The 17800-nt window shown below is 68.0% G+C and carries 17 protein-coding genes; 14 read left to right on the forward strand and 3 right to left on the reverse strand.

Annotation, left to right across the window (positions count from 1 at the left end):
- Positions 1–33 precede the first annotated feature (33 nt).
- The 8 genes from rsfS (at position 34) to MF609_RS02755 (ending at position 6879) form a co-directional block, all read left to right on the forward strand.
- On the forward strand, positions 34–387 hold the full coding sequence (gene rsfS / locus MF609_RS02720; protein WP_055757643.1) for a ribosome silencing factor: 354 nt from the start codon (positions 34–36) through the stop codon (positions 385–387).
- Between the two features lie 13 nt (positions 388–400).
- Entirely contained in the window at positions 401–823 is a 423-nt protein-coding gene (locus MF609_RS02725) for a 23S rRNA (pseudouridine(1915)-N(3))-methyltransferase RlmH (RefSeq protein ID WP_242414766.1), read from the forward strand.
- Entirely contained in the window at positions 820–1974 is a 1155-nt protein-coding gene (locus tag MF609_RS19850; RefSeq protein WP_277990999.1) for a murein hydrolase activator EnvC family protein, read from the forward strand. The genes MF609_RS02725 and MF609_RS19850 overlap by 4 nt, the downstream gene beginning before the upstream one ends.
- Positions 1975–2054: 80 nt before the next feature.
- Positions 2055–3896 carry a methyl-accepting chemotaxis protein gene (locus MF609_RS02735; RefSeq protein ID WP_242414767.1) on the forward strand — a complete coding sequence of 614 codons (1842 nt, stop codon included), beginning with the start codon at positions 2055–2057 and terminating at the stop codon, positions 3894–3896.
- A 176-nt stretch (positions 3897–4072) separates the two neighbouring features.
- Entirely contained in the window at positions 4073–5428 is a 1356-nt protein-coding gene (locus MF609_RS02740) for a S41 family peptidase (RefSeq protein ID WP_242414768.1), read from the forward strand.
- A 4-nt stretch (positions 5429–5432) separates the two neighbouring features.
- Positions 5433–5912 (forward strand): disulfide bond formation protein B, encoded by a 480-nt coding sequence (locus MF609_RS02745; protein WP_242414769.1) that lies wholly within the window; start codon positions 5433–5435, stop codon positions 5910–5912.
- Positions 5909–6448, forward strand: a complete 540-nt coding sequence (locus tag MF609_RS02750) for a demethoxyubiquinone hydroxylase family protein (protein WP_242414770.1) — start codon at positions 5909–5911, stop codon at positions 6446–6448. The genes MF609_RS02745 and MF609_RS02750 overlap by 4 nt, the downstream gene beginning before the upstream one ends.
- Positions 6449–6480: 32 nt before the next feature.
- Positions 6481–6879 carry a hypothetical protein gene (locus MF609_RS02755; RefSeq protein ID WP_242414771.1) on the forward strand — a complete coding sequence of 133 codons (399 nt, stop codon included), beginning with the start codon at positions 6481–6483 and terminating at the stop codon, positions 6877–6879.
- Positions 6880–7115: 236 nt separating this feature from the next.
- Here MF609_RS02755 and MF609_RS02760 read toward each other — a convergent pair whose 3' ends face one another.
- On the reverse strand, positions 7116–8408 hold the full coding sequence (locus MF609_RS02760) for a homoserine dehydrogenase (protein ID WP_242414772.1): 1293 nt from the start codon (positions 8406–8408) through the stop codon (positions 7116–7118).
- Between the two features lie 215 nt (positions 8409–8623).
- Positions 8624–9577, reverse strand: a complete 954-nt coding sequence (locus MF609_RS02765; RefSeq protein ID WP_242414773.1) for an isopenicillin N synthase family dioxygenase — start codon at positions 9575–9577, stop codon at positions 8624–8626.
- 34 nt (positions 9578–9611) lie between these two features.
- Between MF609_RS02765 and MF609_RS02770 the strand changes: the two genes are divergently transcribed.
- From MF609_RS02770 to MF609_RS02785, 4 genes are read left to right on the forward strand one after another with little or no spacing between them, the layout of a single operon-like run.
- A complete protein-coding gene (locus MF609_RS02770) occupies positions 9612–10949 on the forward strand; it encodes a multidrug effflux MFS transporter (protein ID WP_242414774.1) in 1338 nt (445 codons plus the stop codon).
- Between the two features lie 56 nt (positions 10950–11005).
- On the forward strand, positions 11006–11347 hold the full coding sequence (locus tag MF609_RS02775; RefSeq protein WP_242414775.1) for a DNA primase: 342 nt from the start codon (positions 11006–11008) through the stop codon (positions 11345–11347).
- Complete coding sequence (locus MF609_RS02780; RefSeq protein ID WP_242414776.1) at positions 11344–11958, forward strand: hypothetical protein; 615 nt, start codon at positions 11344–11346, stop codon at positions 11956–11958. The genes MF609_RS02775 and MF609_RS02780 overlap by 4 nt, the downstream gene beginning before the upstream one ends.
- A complete protein-coding gene (locus MF609_RS02785; protein ID WP_242414777.1) occupies positions 11955–12353 on the forward strand; it encodes an acyl-CoA thioesterase in 399 nt (132 codons plus the stop codon). The genes MF609_RS02780 and MF609_RS02785 overlap by 4 nt, the downstream gene beginning before the upstream one ends.
- Before the next feature lie 54 nt (positions 12354–12407).
- On the opposite strand, the gene MF609_RS02790 is transcribed toward MF609_RS02785, so the two are convergent.
- Complete coding sequence (locus MF609_RS02790; RefSeq protein ID WP_419723046.1) at positions 12408–13130, reverse strand: SIMPL domain-containing protein; 723 nt, start codon at positions 13128–13130, stop codon at positions 12408–12410.
- Positions 13131–13321: 191 nt separating this feature from the next.
- Here MF609_RS02790 and MF609_RS02795 point away from each other — a divergent pair, with 191 nt between their 5' ends.
- Together MF609_RS02795 and MF609_RS02800 are read left to right on the forward strand one after the other, a co-directional pair.
- Positions 13322–14530, forward strand: coding sequence for an efflux RND transporter periplasmic adaptor subunit (locus MF609_RS02795; RefSeq protein WP_242414779.1), 1209 nt, complete (start codon positions 13322–13324; stop codon positions 14528–14530).
- Positions 14531–14534: 4 nt separating this feature from the next.
- Complete coding sequence (locus tag MF609_RS02800) at positions 14535–17732, forward strand: efflux RND transporter permease subunit (RefSeq protein WP_242414780.1); 3198 nt, start codon at positions 14535–14537, stop codon at positions 17730–17732.
- Positions 17733–17800: the final 68 nt, after the last annotated feature.

The following is a 17800-nucleotide window of genomic DNA, read 5'->3' on the forward strand; positions in this document are numbered from 1 at the left end:
AACTTGCCGACCCCTACCGACCCGACCGATGCCATGAACGAAACCGAAGCGCTGCACCGCATGGTGCTGGCCAGCCTCGACGACGACCAGGCGGTCGAAACGGTGTCGATCCCGCTCGCCGGCAAATCGAGCATCGCCGACTACATGGTGATCGCCAGCGGCCGGTCGAGCCGGCAGGTGGCGTCGATGGCGCAGAAGCTGGCCGAGCGGGTGAAGGCCGAATTCGGTCGTCCGTCGCGCATCGAAGGGCTGCCGACCGCCGACTGGGTGCTGATCGATACCGGCGACGTGATCGTCCATCTGTTCCGTCCCGAAGTGCGCACCTTCTACAATCTGGAGCGGATGTGGGCGTTCGGCGACACGCTGAACCCGACCGCGCACGCCTGATCCGAACCCGCCCGTGCTGCTGCATATCGTCGCGCGCGGGCGGATCGGGCGCAGTCCCGAAGCCGAGCTGATCGAGCGCTATCTCAAGCGCGTCAGCTGGCCGACGAAGATTACCGAACTGCCCGATACCGGGGGCAAGGTGCCACCGGTCGAACCGGGCACGCGCATCGTGATGCTGGATGAAAAGGGTCGCGACCTGCCGTCGATGGCGTTCGCGACGCAGCTCGGCCGCTGGCGCGACGATGGCGTGCGCGAGACGCGGTTCCTGCTGGGCGCGGCCGACGGCTTCGACGATGCACAGCGGGCGCAGGCCGACCTGTTGCTCGCCTTCGGCAAGGCGACCTGGCCGCATCTGATGGCCCGCGCGATGCTGGCCGAACAATTGTGGCGCGCGGCGAGCATCCTGGCCGGCCACCCCTATCACCGCGAAGGATGAGGCGTGCGGTCGCCCTGATCGCCGCGCTGGCCGCGCTGGCGGGGGCGGCGGCGTGGGGACGAGACGATCCGGTCGCGGCGGGTCGCGAACGGCTGTCGATCGCGCGCCGCACCGCCGTGGAGGCGGCAGCCCGGTCGCGGCGACTCGAACAGGCGGCACGTGCGGCGCGCGCCGGGGCGGAACGGACGCGGGCGGCACAGGCGGCGCTGGCCGCGCGGATTGCTGCGGCGGAGGCGGACGCCCAGGCGGCACAGGCCCGCGTCGCGCTGATCGGGGAGTTGCTCAACCGCCGTCGCACCGAACTGGCGGCGCGGCAGGCACCGGTCGCGCGACTGGTCGGGGCGCTGCAGTCGCTCGCAACCCGGCCGGCCTGGCTGGCGGTGGCGCAGCCGGGATCGACCGACGATCTGGTCCATGTCCGCGCCGTGCTGGGAACGGTGGTGCCGGTGATGCAGCAGCGTACCGCCGCCGTGCGCGCCGGGGTGGCCGATGCGGCGCGCCTGCGGTCGCAGGCCGGGGTCGCGCTGTCGGCGCTGGCGGCCAGCAACGCGCGGCTGGAGGGCGAACGCCTGGCACTGGTCCGGGCGGAGGCGGCGCAGCGGCTGCGATCGCGCGAGCTGGCGCGCGGGGCGATGGTCGAATCGGATCGGGCGATCGCCATGGGCGAACAGGCGCGCGACATCGTCGACCGCCTAGAGGAACTGGGCGAAGCGCGCGACACCCGCGCCGCGCTGGCCGCGCTGCCCGGCCCGCTGCCGCGTCCCGACAGCGATGCACGCCCCCTGCCCCCGCCCGCCTATCGCCTGCCGGTCAAGGGCGTCGTCGCGACCGGGTTCGGTGAGATCAGCGACAGCGGCGTGCGGGCGCGCGGCCTGACCCTGACGGTTGCGCCCGGGGCGGTCGTGGTCGCGCCCGCACCGGGCCGGATCGCGTTCAGCAAGCGGTTTCGCGGCTATCGCCGGATCGTGATCCTCGACCATGGCGATGGCTGGACGACGACCGTCACCGGCCTTGCCGCCAGCGTCGGACCAGTCGATGCGCGGGTGGCTGCCGGTACCCCGATCGGTCGTGCGCCGGATGGGGACGGTCCCCCGGTCACGATCGAACTGCGGCGGCGCGGCGTGCCGGTCGACTTGGCGGCAATGCTGTGACCAAAGCGTAAAGGTCCGCGTAACCGTATATTATCCGATGGTGTACACAACGTTCCGAATACAGATTCGGAGGGAAGCCCATGCACTCGATCAATCGGATGGTACTGGCGGCGATCGCCACGATCGCATTGCTGGTACTGGCATCGGCGGGGGCCAGGGTCTGGTCGAACGGCGGTCAGGGCGAGGCACGCGCCAGCGTCACCCGCGGGACGTCGCTGCTGCGCAACCACATGACCGCCGACATGATGCACGACGCGGTGCGGGGCGACGTCCTGTCGGTGCTGCGCGCGGCATCGGCCGGGGATCTCGATCTTGCGGCGAATCGGCAGGCGCTACGCGAGGATGCGACGGCGCTGCGGAAGGCGCTGGCGGCCGATGCCGCCTATGCCGACGCTCCGGCGGTCGCGGCACAGGCGCGCGCCATCCAGCCGCTGGTCGAGACCTATGTCGCGACCGCGGAGGACATCGCCGATGCCGCCGCCGCCGATCCGGCACGCGCCGGCGCGCTGCTGCCGGGCTTCCTGACGGCGTTCGAAAAGCTGGAAGGCGGCATGAATAGGGTGTCCGACGCGATCGAGGCCCATCTGGCCGAGGTCACCGCCGAAGCGAATGCCATTGCCCGGATGGCCAACATCCTGCTGGCGATCACGACGGCGGCGACGCTGGCCGTGATCCTCGCCATCGGCGTTGCGACCCGCCGTTTCGTGGTGGGGCCGCTGCTGGCGCTGGTCGATACGCTGAAGCGCATGACGTCGGGCGACATGGCGGTCGCCATTCCCGCCGGCCACCGCCGCGACGAGCTGGGCCAGCTGGCCGGCGCGACCCAGGCGTTGCGCGACCAGCTGATCGCGGCGGAGCGCGCCAAGGAGGAACAGACGACGCTGATCGTCGACAGCTTCGGCACCGCGCTGGCGCGGCTGGCCAAGGGGGATCTCGTCTCGCGAGTCGATGCCGATCTGACCGGCCCGTTCGCCCGGATCAAGGCGGACTTCAACGCCGCCGTCGCCGCGCTGCAATCGACGCTCGCCACCGTGACCGAAGCGGCCAGCAGCATCAACAACGGCGCCGACGACATTCGCCAGGCGTCGGACGACCTGTCGCAGCGCACCGAACAGCAGGCGGCAAGCCTGGAGGAGACCGCCGCGGCAATGGACGAGATCACCTCGACCGTCCGCGAAACCGCCGCCGGCGCGGCGCAGGCGAACCGGATCGTCGGCGAAGCGCGCGCCGAAGCCGACCAGTCGGGCGAGATCGTCCGCCGCGCGGTGGAGGCAATGCACGGCATCGAACGCGCCTCGGCGGAAATCAGCGATATCATCAGCGTGATCGACGGCATCTCGTTCCAGACCAACCTCCTCGCGCTGAACGCCGGGGTGGAAGCGGCGCGTGCCGGCGATGCGGGCAAGGGCTTTGCGGTCGTCGCCAGCGAGGTCCGCGCGCTGGCGCAGCGTTCGGCCGACGCGGCGAAGGACGTGAAGACCCGCATCACCGCATCGTCGAGCCAGATCGACTCCGGGGTACAGCTGGTCGTCGACACGGGCGAGGCGCTGACCCGCATCATCAACCGCATCGGGCAGATCGACGAACTGGTCGCCAGCATCGCATCGTCGGCGGAGCGTCAGGCGACGGGCCTGCATCAGATCAATACCGCCGTGTCGGAAATGGACGGCATGACGCAGCAGAATGCGGCGATGGTCGAGGAAGCGACGGCGGCGGTGCGCAACCTCGCCGCCGATGCCGACGGCATGGCGCGACAGATCACCAGCTTCCGCCTGGGCGATACCGGCCATCGCATCGCCCCGCCGTCGCGCGCACCGCACGCAGCGCCACCGTCCAAGGCCGGCACCGTCGTGCCGATGCGACCGCGCACGGTCGGCAACGCCGCGCTGGCCGTGGAGGAGAACGACTGGTCGGCATTCTGAGGCCCGATGGCTGCGGAAAGATCGGAATGTGCTGCCGTCACCCCGGGTTGAACGCGGGGTGACGGCACCGCCCGGATGCTGGCTCGATAGCGGTACCGGCGAGACAGCGCTTTGATCGCAGCACGTTTTGCCGCTACTGTGACAAACGTACCGCAGTCGAAAGCATCCAAGCGTTTATGCGTAGGTCCCGTTCGTTCTTCCAAGCCACCGCCATCGTCGGCGCGATGGCACTGGTTCCCGTCGCCACCGGTGCGATGGCGCAGGCCGATGCCGGCAGCTTCCGCGAACTCGACAATTTCATGGACGTCTATAACCGGGTGAAGGCGTCCTATGTCGACAAGGTCGACGACAAGACGCTGATGGAGGGCGCGATGCGGGGCATGCTCGCCGCGCTCGACCCGCATTCCAGCTATCTGGATGCCAAGGATTTCGAGAATCTGCGCATCGCCACGACCGGCAATTATTCGGGCCTCGGCCTGTCGGTCACGCTGGAGGACGGCGCGGTCAAGGTCATCACCCCGACCGAGGATACGCCGGCGGCGCGCGCGGGCATCAAGTCGGGCGACTATATCACCCATGTCGACGGCAAGCTGATCGTCGGCGGCACGCTGGACGAAGCGGTCGCGCAGATGCGCGGACCGACGGGGTCGAAGGTATCGCTGACCATCGTCCGCCCGGGCCGCGACAAGCCGATCGAGCTGACATTGGTGCGCAGCACGATCGTGCAGAAGCCGGTGAAGTGGGAAGTGAAGGACGGCATCGGCGTCATCAACATCAACACCTTCAGCGAGACGACCGGTGCCGATACCCGCGCGGCGATCGCCGGGATCGACAAGGCGCTGGGCCACAAGCCCAAGGGCTATATCATCGACCTGCGCGACAATGGCGGCGGCCTGCTGAACCAGGCGATCGAGGTGTCCGACACCTTCCTCGCGCGCGGCGAGATCGTGTCGCAGCGCGGGCGCGACAAGGCCGATACCGAACGCTATTTCGCCGAGGAAATGGTCCCGGGCGACCTGGCGCAGGGGCTGCCGATCATCGTGCTGACCAATCCGGGCACGGCATCGGCGTCGGAAATCGTCGCCGGCGCGCTGCAGGATCATCACCGTGCGATCGTGATGGGCGAACGCAGCTTCGGCAAGGGATCGGTCCAGTCGATCTTCGACCTGTCGAAGAACACCGCCGTCCGCCTGACCACGGCGCGCTATCACACGCCGTCGGGCCGGTCGGTGCAGGAAGGGGGCATCGATCCCGACCTGAAGGTGCCGCAGATTTCGGACCCCGATTACAAGAGCCGCCCGGTGTACCGCGAGGCCGATCTGCGCCGCCATCTCGTCAACGAGGCCGGGGTCGACGACAAGACGCTGACCGAGGATACGAAGGACGATCCACGCTTCGCCGAAAGCGCCGAATCGCTCAAGAAGCGCGGCATCGACGATTTCCAGCTCTATTACGCGCTGCAGACGATGGGCCGGGTCGGGCCGACCACGCGGATGGCGGCGGCCCCGGCTCCCAAGCCGGCAAAGCGCTGATCCAATGCGGGCCAACGACCTGCCGCTGGCGCGCTGGATCGCGCTGCTCCTGCCGCTGACGCTGATCGCGGGGGCATTGGCGTCGCAATATCTGGGCGGGTTGTATCCGTGTGAGATGTGCCATTGGCAGCGCTGGCCGCATTATGCCGCCATCGCGCTTGCCGCGCTGTCGTTCGTCGTGCCGCGCACGTCGGGCAAGCGGGCGCTGATCGTGCTGGCCGGGGTGGCGATCCTCGTCAGCGGGCTGATCGGTGTGTTCCATGCCGGCGTCGAATATCATTGGTGGCAGGGGATCACCGCCTGCGCCAACACGCTGCACGCGACCGGCGGCGACCTGCTGGCGGCGATCGTGGCACAGCCGGTGGTGCGCTGCGACGTGCCGCAATGGTCGCTGTTCGGGGTGTCGCTGGCCGGATTCAACGCGATCCTTTCGATCGGTGGTGCGTTGGCGGTACTCATCCTCGCGACACGGAGGCGGACATGAGCAAGTGGCGACCCGGTGACCGCAGGCCCGGCGGGCTGAAATCGATGATCCGCGTCGATCAGGCGGGCGAATATGGCGCGACCCGCATCTATGCCGGGCAGCTTGCAGTGATGGGCGACCGCAGTCCGATGTCGGCCGCGATTCAGGGCATGGCATTGCAGGAGGCGGAACACCGCGCCTATTTCGACGCGCTGATCGCGGAACGCGGCGTGCGCCCTACGCTGATCCAGCCGATCTGGGACGTGGCGGGCTTTGCGCTGGGCGCTGTGACGGCGGCGATCGGGCCGGAGGCAGCGATGGCCTGCACCGCGGCGGTCGAAACCGAAATCGACAAACATTATGAGGATCAGCTCGCCGAACTGGGCGACGATCATCCCGAGTTAAGCGAAGCCATTGCAAGGTTCCAGGCAGAGGAACTGGAGCATAAGGAAGCGGCGCTGGCGCATGGTGCCGAACGCGCGCCCGCCTATCCCGTGCTGTCGGCGGCGATCCGCGCGGGGTGCCGCGTCGCCATCGAAGTTTCGAAACGTATTTGACCGACCGGGCGTTACCCCGGCAGGAGGACCTGATGACCCGCTTTCTTCTGGCCGGTGCCGCCGTTTTCGCCGCCTTCACCCTGCCCGTCGCGCCCGCCGCCGCGCAGGTCCAGAACGGCACGCTGGTCATCTATGGCAACGACAAATGCCCGACCAATTCGAGCGGCGAGGAAATCGTGGTCTGCGTCCGCCGCAGCGAACGCGAACGCTTCCGCATCCCGAAGGAACTGCGCGACGTCGAACCGACCCGCGACGGCGAAAGCTGGGCGACGCGGGTAGAGGATAATCTGAACGTCGGCGGCAGCGGGACCGGCAGCTGCTCGACCGCCGGTGTCGGCGGCCAGACCGGCTGCTTCATCCAGCGCGCAAATGCGGCGCGGGCGGAACGGCGCGCACGGGCGCGGGCGGAATCGGCGATTCCGCTGCCATAAGGCGTTCCGACACTCGGTGGCTCACCCCGGCGTAGGCGAAGGGCCATAGCCGGGTTCTGGGCTTATTGTTCCTGGCCTGCGGCCCCGTCCGTGCGGGGATGCCGATCGTTGTTTCCCGTCGCCGCGAACGTCATCCCAGCGCAGGCTGGGCTCTCCCGGTTATCTACGGCGCGCGCCTCGCCGCCGAAGGTCCCAGCCTGCGCTGGGACGACGGCTCATGCGAGAAAAGGGCGCGTCTACCCGCCCAGAACGTGCATCCACATCGGCTTGCCCAGCACGCTGACCGAGCTTTCCAGCTTCTCCAACGCCGCCGCGACGCAGCGTTCCGGGCCTTCATGGGTGACGATCGCCACCAGCACGCTGCCATCGGCATTGGCGCCGCGCTGCATCAGGCTTTCGATCGAGACGCCGGCGTCGCGCATCGCGGCGGCGATTTCGGCCAGCACGCCGACCTTGTCCGCGACCTGCAACCGGACATAGGCCCGCCCGCGCCGCTCGCCTGCCGATTCGGGCGCGGCGGCAGCCAGCGAGGCGGCGGGCATGGCATAGGGCGGGCCGAATTCGCCGCGGGCGATGTCGATCAGGTCGGCGACCACCGCGCTGGCGGTCGGCCCGTCACCTGCCCCGCGCCCCTGGAAGAACAGCCGTCCGACGAAATTGCCCTCGGCCACCACGGCGTTCAGCGAGCCGGTGACATGCGCCAGCGGATGGTCGAGCGGAATCAGATGCGGATGTACCCGCTGGAACAGGCCGTGCGGCCCGGCCTCGCCCACGCCGACCAGGCGGATGCGATAGCCCAAAGCTGCCGCCTCCGCGATATCGGCGGCCAGCACGTGGCGGATACCGGTCACCGCGACCGCATCGAACGCCGGTTGCGTGCCGAACGCGATGCTGGCGAGGATCGACAGCTTGTGCGCGGCATCGACGCCATCGATGTCGAAGCTCGGGTCCGCCTCGGCAAAGCCCAGTGCCTGCGCCTCGGCCAGCACCTCGGCGAAATCGCGGCCTTCGCTCTCCATCTTGGACAGGATGAAGTTGCAGGTGCCGTTGAGGATGCCGAAGACCTGCGAAATCTCGTTCGCCGCCGCGCCTTCGCGCAGGCCCTTGATGACCGGCACGCCGCCAGCCACCGCCGCTTCGAACTTCAGCGCGACGCCCTTTGCCTCGGCGGCCTTGGCGAGTTCGAGGCCGTGATGCGCGATCATCGCCTTGTTCGCGGTGACGAAGCTCTTGCCCGCCGACAGCGCGCCCCGCGCCAGCGTCAGTGCCGGGCCGTCCGAACCGCCGATCAGTTCGACCACGACATCGGCATCGCCGGCATGGACCAGCGCGGCGGTGTCATCGACCCATTGGTAGCGCGACAGGTCGACGCCCCGGTCGCGCGAGCGGTCGCGCGCCGATACCGCGACGACCTCGATCGGACGACCGGCACGCCGCGCGATCAGCTCGCCATTGGTTTCGATCAGCCGAATGACCCCCGCGCCCACGGTTCCAAGGCCGGCGATGGCGACGCGGAGCGGTTCGGTCATATCTTCCTCTGGTTTCACACGTAACAAAATTGCGGCCGGAGCGTCGCTCCGGCCGGTTTCGTGTCTCTAGAGGCTGGAACGCGGGAGGGAAAGGGCGTTGACCTACCTCTACCGTCATCCCCGCAAAGGCGGGGATCCATATACGCAAAGGTATCGAAAGAGTCGAAACGGCAGCGGCAATGGATTCCCGCCTTCGCGGGAATGACGGCCATACGTTACTTCTTGATGAGACCGATCTCGACCAGCCGCTCGTACAGATAGTCGTGCGAGCTGATCGGCGTCGGGTAGCGGTTCGGGCGTTCCTCGCTGATGCAGCCCGGCAGCGTCTCGATCAGGAAATCGGGTGCCGGGTGGAGGAAGAACGGCATCGAATAGCGCGAATGGCCGCGGCGTTCCGGTGCCGGGTTCACGACGCGGTGGGTGGTGGACGGCAGGACATGGTTGGTCAGCCGCTGCAGCATGTCGCCGACATTGACGACCATCGCACCCGGCGGCGGTGCGACCGGCAGCCAGCGGCCATCGCGGTCGAGCAGTTCGAGGCCGGCTTCCTCCGCACCCAGCAACAGGGTGATGAGGTTGATATCCTCATGCGCGCCGGCGCGGACTTCGGGTGCGTCGGCGGGAACCGGCGGATAATGGAGCAGACGCAGGACCGAATTGCCGTCCTTGACCGCGCGGTCGAACCAGTTCGGCTCCAGCCCAAGATAGCGCGCGATCGCCGACAACAGCCGGTCGCCCGCCGCGTCGAGCGCGGAAAACAGGTCGAGGAACGCTTCGCGAAATCCTTCCGGCCGGTCGGGCCAGACATTGGCGGGCATGACGTCGCCATAACGATGGCCGGCGGCCAGTTCGCGACCGACATGCCAGAATTCCTTCAGATCGACATGGGTCGCGCCCTTGGCGATCTCGGTCTTGAACGGGGTATAGCCGCGCGCACCGCCGCCGCCTTCGACGAAATAGCGACGCTTTTCCTCCTCCGGCAGATCGAAGAACGCCTTGGTCATCGCCCAGGCGCGGTCGATCACGCCCTGGTCGACGCCATGGTCGGACACCATCGCGAATCCGAAGCGTTGGAACGATTCGCCGAAATCGCGGGCGAAGCCGTCGGGGTCCTGCTCCGCCTGCGCCATCGAAATCAGCGGAACCTGCGAAAGCGGCGTGTCGGCCATTGGTCTGAAATCCTGAAAGATACGGGTACAAACGATGAAGATAGACGTGCTGCGCGCGGACGAACAGGGTCATCCTTTGCGTGACCCGGCGGACGACATGGGCCATGGAGGCGGCGTTATGTCCCAGACCATCGAATCCCCCGCCGAAACACTCGCGCCGCCGCCCTCCGCCGACCGCTCCCCGCTGCCCTTCGGCGAGTTCGTGACGCTGATCGCGGCGCTGATGGCGCTGACCGCGCTGGGGATCGATTCGATGCTGCCCGCGCTGCCCGCGATCGGTGCGGCGCTGGACGTCGCCGAACCCAATAGCCGCCAGTTCGTCATCACGTCGTTCCTGATCGGCTTTTCGGTCGCGCAGCTGGCCTATGGGCCGCTGGCCGACCGCTATGGCCGGCGACCGGTGCTGATCTTCGGCCTGATCGCCAGTGCGATCACCAACCTGGTCGCGGCCGTGTCGGGCAGCTTCGTGCTGCTGCTGATCGCACGGTTCGCCTCCGGCGCCGCGGTCGCGGGCGCGCGGGTAGTGACGGTGGCGCTGGTGCGCGACTGTTATTCGGGCCGGGCGATGGCGCGGGTGATGAGCCTCGCCTTCATCTTCTTCATGGCGGCGCCGGTGCTGGCACCGTCGTTCGGTGAACTGGTGCTGGCCTTTGCATCATGGCGCTGGATTTTCGGCGGGATCGCGATCGTCACCGCGATCATCCTCGCCTGGTTCGTGCTGCGGATGCCGGAGACGCTCCCGGAATCCGAACGACAGCCGCTGGAGCCGGCGCGTATCCTGGCGGGCTATCGCATGGTGCTGCGCGATCGCTATGCGGTCGGCTACACCATGGCCGCCGCGCTGCTGCAGGGCGGGCTGTTCGGCTTTGTGGGGTCGATCCAGCAGATCATGGACGTGACGTTCGAACGGCCCAAGCTGCTGACCATCGTCTTCGCCTGCGTTGCCGGTACCATGGCGGCGGGATCGTTCTTCAATTCGCGGATCGTGATGCGGTTCGGTACGCGGCTGATCTCGCACGCCGCCTTGCTGGGCCTGATCGCCGTGGCCGCCGTCCATCTCGCGGTGACGCTGGCCGGACTGGAGTCGCTGGCGAGCTTCATCGTGCTGCAGGCGATGATGATGGCCTGTTTCGGCCTCGCAACCTCCAATTTCTCGGCGATGGCGATGGAGAATATGGGCACGATCGCCGGCACCGCATCGTCGTTGCAGGGGTTCGCGTCGATGCTGACCGGCGCGGTGCTGGGCGCCATCATCGGCCAGTCGTTCGACGGGACGACGGTGCCGCTGTACGGCGGGTTCCTGGGGCTGGGGCTGATCGCGCTGCTCGTCGTGTTTCGTACCGAACATGGCCGGCTGTTCCGCCGGGGGTAGGAACCCGCCCCGCCGCCCACGGGTTTCCCCTGCCTGAGACCAACAGGAGACGCGTAATGGGCGGGCATCAGGTGAGCGGACAGGGTACCGGCGACGACGGCTATGACGAGGATGGCTATGACGAAAGCCAGCGCGCCGAAATCCTCGAAGCGACGCGTGACGGGCCGAGCGACGGCACGATCCTGACCGACCTCGAACCCGATCTGGGCATGTCCGACGACGAGGACGAGGACGAATTCGCCATGGTCGACGACGAAGTCGCCGAAGAGGACGAGGACGTGACGATCACCGGACAGGGCGACCAGTCCGAGGACGAGTTGCAGGAGGATTTCGACGAGGACAACCTCGCCGAGGATGGTGACCTGAACGATACCGACGGGCAAGCGATCAACCCATGAGGATCGCGGGCGGAGCCGCGCTGGCGCTCTTGCTGGCGGGATGCGGCGGTGGAGAGACGGCGGGGAACGATGCGGCGGCGAATGCCTCCTTCCCGGCCGAACCGGTACCCGCCGCTGGCTCGCCGACCCCGGTGACGCCCGCGACCACCCTGCCGGCGGGTGAGGGCATTCCCGGCGTCTCCGCGCCGCCCCCCGCTCCCTCGCCCATGGCCGAACCGGGCGCGACGGAGGCGGCGCAGGTCGTGCGCGACTATTTCGCAGCGATCGGCGACAAGCGCTACGGCGATGCTTGGCGATTGTGGCAGGGCGTCGGACAGGCGTCCGGCATGTCGCAGGCGGCCTTTGCCCAGTCCTTCGCGAAATATGCCGAATATCGCGCGACGATCGGCACGCCGGGCCGGATCGATGCCGGGGCCGGGCAACGCTATATCCAGATACCGGTGCAGGTCAGCGGCAAGCTGCGCGACGGCACCCCGGTGTCGATGGCCGGGCCGGTCACATTGCACCGGACCGGCGATATCGATGGCGCGACCGCCGAACAGCGGGCATGGCGGATTTCGGACAGCGGCCTGAAGCCCCGTCCGCGAACGGAGCCGACCGTCCCGCAATGACCGCCCCCCGCTTTACCCGTTCGATCACCGCCGGCCCGGACGATATCGACGAACTCGGCCATGTGAACAATGCGGTCTGGGTCCGCTGGATTCAGGACGTCGCGGTCGAGCATTGGATGGCGGTAGCGACCCCCGAACAGCAGGCGGCCTATGTCTGGGTCATCACCCGCCACGAGATCGACTATCGCGGCAATGTCGCCGCCGGGGAAACGGTGACGGCGGAGACCTGGGTCGGCGAAGCGCCACGCGGTGCCCGGTTCGACCGATTGATGCGCTTCACCGGCGAGGACGGCAGGGTGAAGGTCGATGCGCGCACGACTTGGGCGGTATTGGACCGGCAAAGCGGACGGCTGGTGCGCGTGCCGGCCAATGTCGCCGAGCGATTTCTGGGTTGAAGCCATCGTCGCCCGTCACCCCGGCCGTACGCCGGGGCAACGGAGACGATTCCGTCAACGCAGCAGGAAGCGCACCGACACGGTCGCGGTGAGGTCCTGTTCGCCCGCCGCAAGCGGGGTCGAATCCTGCATCTTCACCATCCGTGCCGATGCCATCATGGGTACCGCGATCGGCGGCTGGTCCCCGCCATTCTCGACGATCGACACGATGCGGTCGACTCGCATCCCCGCCGCCTTGGCGTAGAGTTCGGCACGCGCTCGTGCGCGGCGGATCGCATCGGTACGCGCCTCGTCCAGCGCCGCGTCGGCGGCATCGACCGACAGGGTCGGGCCGTCGATCTGGTTCGCGCCCTGCGCCACCAGCGCGTCGAGGATCGACCCGCTCTTCGCCACGTCGCGGAAGCGGACCGACACGCTGTTGCTCGCCTGATAGCCGGTGATCGCCGGCGGCTGGTTCTCGGCATAGCGATATTGCGGCTGGAGCTGGATCTGCGCGGTCTGGATATCGCGCTCGGCGACGCCTGCCTTGCGCAGCGCGGCGACGACGCGGGTCATGCGCTGCGCATTGTCCGACAGCGCGGCGGCGGCGGTCGGCGACTGGCTGACGACGCCGGCGCGGATCGTCGCGATATCGGGCACCCGCGTCGCCTTTCCTTCGGCCACGACGTCCAGCAGCGTCGCATCGGTCAGGATCGGGGCGGCGAGCGGCGCGACCTGCTGCGCGGCGGCGGGCAGCGCGCCACCGATGGCGGCCAGGATCAGGGCGGAACGGAGCATCGGCATTTCCCTTTCGAATACAATCGCAACGATCCGGGTCGTTACGGGTCCGCGTCAAAACGCACGCTGAACGCAAACGATGCGAGGCTTGTCGTTCTTATCGAAAAACGCGATGTGTATGCTTGAGAAAGGTGCTGTATTGAGATAATACAGCGCGGTCGAGGCTGGGGGCCTCCAATAGGATGGGGTGGATGAATTACGAATCGACGTCGATCGCGGGAGACCGCCCCATGCTGACCGGACCGGACGCTGCGCCACGGTCGCGCCGCCGGGCGGTGATCGTCGGGATCGTGGTCATCCTGCTGGTCCTGGTCGGTGCCTTCTGGGCCTTTGGTCGCAAGAGCGGTGACGCGACGGCGGCGAAGGGACCGGCCGCGGCCGCCCCGGCCAGTGCCCTGCCCAAGGTGACGGTGGTCACCCCCGGCCGCGACACGGTGATGCGCACCGTGACCGGCACCGGATCGCTCGCCGCGCGGCGGGAAATGCCGGTCGGCGTCGTCGGCGAAGGCGGTCTGGTCACCCGGGTGCTGGTCGAGCCGGGCAGCTGGGTAAGCGCTGGACAAGTCCTCGCCACGGTCGACCGTTCGGTACAGGCGCAGACCGCCGAGTCGCTGGCCGCGCAGGTGCGCGTCGCCCGCGCCGATGCGCAGATCGCGCAGACCGAACTCGACCGGTCGAAGCAGCTGGTCGAGCGCGGGTTCGTGTCGAAGGCGGATATCGACCGCAAGACCGCCACCCGCGACGCCGCCAATGCGCGGGTCAGCGTGGCGCAGGCTCAGCTGGCCGAGACGCAGGCGCGCAACCGTCGCCTCGACATCCGCGCCCCCGCTGCCGGCCTCGTCCTGACCCGCGCCGTCGAACCGGGTCAGGTGATCGGTGGCGGCAGCGGCGTGCTGTTCCGCATCGCGATGGGCGGGCAGATGGAAATGCGCGCCCAGCTGTCGGAGGCCGATCTGGCCACCGTCCGCGCGGGCGTGCCGGCGGAGGTCGTACCGGTCGGCGACACCCGCGTGTTCAAGGGGCAGGTGTGGCAGGTGTCGCCGATCATCGACCCGCAGACGCGACAGGGCATCGCCCGCATCGCGCTCGGCTACGACCCCGCCCTGCGTCCCGGCGGCTTCGCCAGCGCGCGGATCGGTGCCGGTGCGTCGACCGCGCCGCTGCTACCCGAATCGGCGGTACTGAGCGACGACAAGGGCAGCTATGTCTATGTCCTCGACGCGCAGGACAAGGTCGTGCGCCAGGACGTCCGCGTGGCCGAGGTTTCGGACGAAGGCGCGCTGATCGCGTCGGGCCTGATGGGCAACGAACGTGTGGTCGCCAGTGCCGGCGCGTTCCTCAATCCGGGGCAGCAGGTGGTGCCGGTCCGCGCCGCCGCCGCGCCCGCACGCAAGGAATAGCGCCATGGGCTTTCGCAACATATCGGCCTGGTCGATCCGCAACCCGGTGCCGCCGCTGGTGCTGTTCCTCGCGCTGACGATCGCCGGGATCGTCAGCTTCATGCGGATGGACGTGAACCAGGACCCGGACATCGAATTCCCGGTCGCGATCGTCGTCATCAGCCAGCCCGGCGCCGCCCCCACCGAACTCGAAACACAGGTGACCCAGCGGGTCGAGGCGGCGGTGCGCGCGCTGCAGGGCATCGACCAGATCGAATCGAGCGTCACCGAAGGCACCTCGACCACCGTCATCCAGCTCGACATCGGCACGCCGATCGACCGCGCGGTCAACGACGTGCGCGAGGCGGTGAACCAGATTCGCAGCCAGCTGCCCGACGGCATCCTCGAACCGCAGGTCTATCGCGCGAACACGACCGATTCGGACATCGCGTCCTGGACCGCGATCGCCGACGACATGACGCCGGAACAGCTCAGCTGGTATGTCGACAATACCGTGTCGAAGGAACTGCTGTCGATCGACGGCATGGCGACCGTGGAGCGGGTCGGCGGCGTCGACCGCGAAATTCGCGTCACGCTCGACCCCGCCCGGTTGCAGGCGCAGGGGCTGACCGCATCCCAGGTCAACCAGGCGCTGCGCCAGGTCAATCTGAACGCGGCCGGCGGCCAGGCGGAGATCGCCGGGTCGCAGCAATCGGTCCGCGTGCTGGGCAATGCCGCCACCGCCTATGCCCTCTCGCAGACGCAGGTGCCGGTCGCGGGTGGCCGTTCGGTCCGCCTTGCTGATATCGCCGAAGTCCGCGACGCCTATGCCGAGCCGAAAAGCCGCGCCGAATATAACGGCCGCCCGGTGCTGGCGTTCGACATCAAGCGGGCGAAGGGCGCGTCGGACGTGACCGTCTTCCACGAAGCGGAAAAGAAACTCGCCGACCTGCAGAAGCGCAACCCGCAGGTCCGCTTCGCGCTGCTGTCCAATTCGGTCAAGTTCACCGAGATCCAGTATCACTCGGCGATGACCGCGATGTACGAAGGCGCGCTGCTCGCCATCATCGTCGTCTTCATCTTCCTGCGCGACTGGCGGGCGACCGTCATCTCGGCGCTGGCCATCCCGCTGTCGGCGATTCCCGCCTTCTGGTTCATGGACATGCTCGGCTTCACGCTCAACCAGATGACGCTGCTCGCGCTCAGCCTGGTCGCAGGCGTGCTGGTCGACGATGCGATCGTGGAGATCGAGAATATCGTCCGGCACATGCGCATGGGCAAATCCGCCTATCAGGCATCGATCGACGCGGCGGACGAGATCGGCATCGCCGTGCTGGCGACGACCATGGCGATCGTCGCGGTCTTCCTGCCGGTCGGGTTGATGCCGGGCATTTCGGGCCAGTTCTTTAAGAATTTCGGCCTGACCGTGGTCGCGTCGGTGCTGATGAGCCTTGCCGTCGCGCGCCTCATCACGCCGATGATCGCCGCCTATTTCTTGAAGGCGCACGGGTCGGCCAGCCATGGTGAGGGCTGGCTGATGGATCGCTATATGGGCGTGCTGCGCTGGACGTTGCGCCATCGCTGGTCGACCATCGTCGCCGGCGTCGTCGCGCTGGCGCTGACCGTCGTCATGTTCATGGTCCTGCCCCAGACGTTCCAGCCGCCGCAGGATCGCGAGCGGGTGACTGCCACCGTCGAAATGGTGCCGGGCACCACGCTGGAACAGACCGCCGTCGTCGTGAAGCGGGTCGAGAAGCTGCTGGCGTCGCAGCCGCTGGTCAAATCGGTCTATTCGTCGAGCTATGCCGGCAATGGCCGCGTCACCGCCGAACTGATCGAGAAGCCGAAATTCGGCGAACGCGTGCGCCACTTCTTCGGCCTGATGGACGACCAGTCGTTCGCGGCGATGCGGTCGGTCAAGAGCACCGAGTTCGAACGCGGCCTCGCCCCGCAACTGGCGGCGATCCCCGATGCGCGGGTGTCGTTCCGGTCGCAGTTCGGCTGGGGCGGGTCGAGCCGCGACCTGTCGATCACGCTGGGCGGCGACGATCCGGTCCTGCTGAACGAAACCGCGAACAAGCTGGTCAAGGAGATGGAAAAGCTGCCGATGATCGTCGCACCGCGCGTGTCGGGCGATCTGAAGCGGCCGGAAATCATCATCCGCCCGCGCAGCGACCTTGCCGCCAGCCTTGGCGTGACCACCGCCGCGCTGTCGGGAGCGATCCGCATCGCGACGCTGGGCGACATCGACCAGAACAGCGCGCGCTTCTCGCTGAGCGACCGGCAGATTCCGATCCGCGTCGCGCTGTCGCGGGATGCCCGCTCGCGGCTGTCGACGATCCAGAACCTGCCCGTGCCGACCGCCAATGGCGGGTCGGTGCCGCTGTCGGTGGTCGCCGATATCGGCTTCGGTGCCGGCCCGACCAAAATCGACCGCATCAACCAGCAGCGTCGCCTGGTCGTCGGGGCCGACCTCGCCCCCGGCGTGGTGACCGGCGTCGCGCAAAAGGCGATCCACGCGCTGCCGACGATGCAGAACCTTCCGCTCGGCGTCACCGAACTGACCGTGGGTCAGGCGAAGTGGCAGGGTGAGATGATCCAGAACTTCATCGTCGCGGTGATTTCGGGCATCTTCCTCGTCTTCGCGGTGCTGGTGCTGCTCTACAAGCGGGTGATGCCGCCGTTCGTGAACATGGGGTCGCTGTTCCTCGCGCCTCTGGGCGGGCTGCTGGCATTGTGGATCTCGGGCAATCCGATCTCGATGCCGGTCTATATCGGGCTGCTGATGCTGCTCGGCATTGTCGCCAAGAACTCGATCCTGCTGATCGACTTCTCGCTGGAAGAGATGGAGAAGGGCGTCGAGAAGGAGGTCGCCATCCTCGATGCCGGGCACAAGCGCGCGCAGCCGATCGTGATGACCACGGTCGCGATGGTCGCGGGCATGGTGCCGACCGCACTGGCGCTGTCGGGCGACGGATCGTTCCGCGCGCCGATGGGGATCACGGTCATCGGCGGCCTGACGCTGTCGACGCTGCTGACGCTGCTGATCGTGCCGGGTGCGTTCAGCCTCGCGGTCGGCCTCGAACGCTGGATCGGCCCGCGCCTGTCGCGTCGCCTGCTCACCTACCGGCCGGGCGATGCCGATGGTCTCGCCATCGATCACAAGCCCGGGGCACCGTTGCCGCCCGGCGAAGGGCCGAAGTCGCTGCCCGCGGCGGAGTAGCAGCCAGCCGTCCCCCAACCACAAGCGTCACCCCAGCGCAGGCTGGGGTCTCCCGGTGACAGCACGCA

Origin of the sequence: Sphingomonas panni (genome assembly GCF_022664435.1) — a bacterium.
GTDB classification, from domain to species: Bacteria; Pseudomonadota; Alphaproteobacteria; order Sphingomonadales; family Sphingomonadaceae; genus Sphingomonas; species Sphingomonas panni.

Excerpts from the sequence above, each read along its gene's own strand:
- rsfS (WP_055757643.1), top strand. The coding sequence starts at position 34 with ATGAACGAAACCGAAGCGCTGCACCGCATGGTGCTGGCCAGCCTCGAC.
- MF609_RS19850 (WP_277990999.1), top strand. The coding sequence starts at position 820 with ATGAGGCGTGCGGTCGCCCTGATCGCCGCGCTGGCCGCGCTGGCGGGG.
- MF609_RS02735 (WP_242414767.1), top strand. The coding sequence starts at position 2,055 with ATGCACTCGATCAATCGGATGGTACTGGCGGCGATCGCCACGATCGCA.
- MF609_RS02740 (WP_242414768.1), top strand. The coding sequence starts at position 4,073 with ATGCGTAGGTCCCGTTCGTTCTTCCAAGCCACCGCCATCGTCGGCGCG.
- MF609_RS02745 (WP_242414769.1), top strand. The coding sequence starts at position 5,433 with ATGCGGGCCAACGACCTGCCGCTGGCGCGCTGGATCGCGCTGCTCCTG.
- MF609_RS02750 (WP_242414770.1), top strand. The coding sequence starts at position 5,909 with ATGAGCAAGTGGCGACCCGGTGACCGCAGGCCCGGCGGGCTGAAATCG.
- MF609_RS02755 (WP_242414771.1), top strand. The coding sequence starts at position 6,481 with ATGACCCGCTTTCTTCTGGCCGGTGCCGCCGTTTTCGCCGCCTTCACC.
- MF609_RS02760 (WP_242414772.1), bottom strand. The coding sequence starts at position 8,408 with ATGACCGAACCGCTCCGCGTCGCCATCGCCGGCCTTGGAACCGTGGGC.
- MF609_RS02765 (WP_242414773.1), bottom strand. The coding sequence starts at position 9,577 with ATGGCCGACACGCCGCTTTCGCAGGTTCCGCTGATTTCGATGGCGCAG.
- MF609_RS02770 (WP_242414774.1), top strand. The coding sequence starts at position 9,612 with ATGAAGATAGACGTGCTGCGCGCGGACGAACAGGGTCATCCTTTGCGT.
- MF609_RS02775 (WP_242414775.1), top strand. The coding sequence starts at position 11,006 with ATGGGCGGGCATCAGGTGAGCGGACAGGGTACCGGCGACGACGGCTAT.
- MF609_RS02780 (WP_242414776.1), top strand. The coding sequence starts at position 11,344 with ATGAGGATCGCGGGCGGAGCCGCGCTGGCGCTCTTGCTGGCGGGATGC.
- MF609_RS02785 (WP_242414777.1), top strand. The coding sequence starts at position 11,955 with ATGACCGCCCCCCGCTTTACCCGTTCGATCACCGCCGGCCCGGACGAT.
- MF609_RS02790 (WP_419723046.1), bottom strand. The coding sequence starts at position 13,130 with ATGCTCCGTTCCGCCCTGATCCTGGCCGCCATCGGTGGCGCGCTGCCC.
- MF609_RS02795 (WP_242414779.1), top strand. The coding sequence starts at position 13,322 with ATGAATTACGAATCGACGTCGATCGCGGGAGACCGCCCCATGCTGACC.
- MF609_RS02800 (WP_242414780.1), top strand. The coding sequence starts at position 14,535 with ATGGGCTTTCGCAACATATCGGCCTGGTCGATCCGCAACCCGGTGCCG.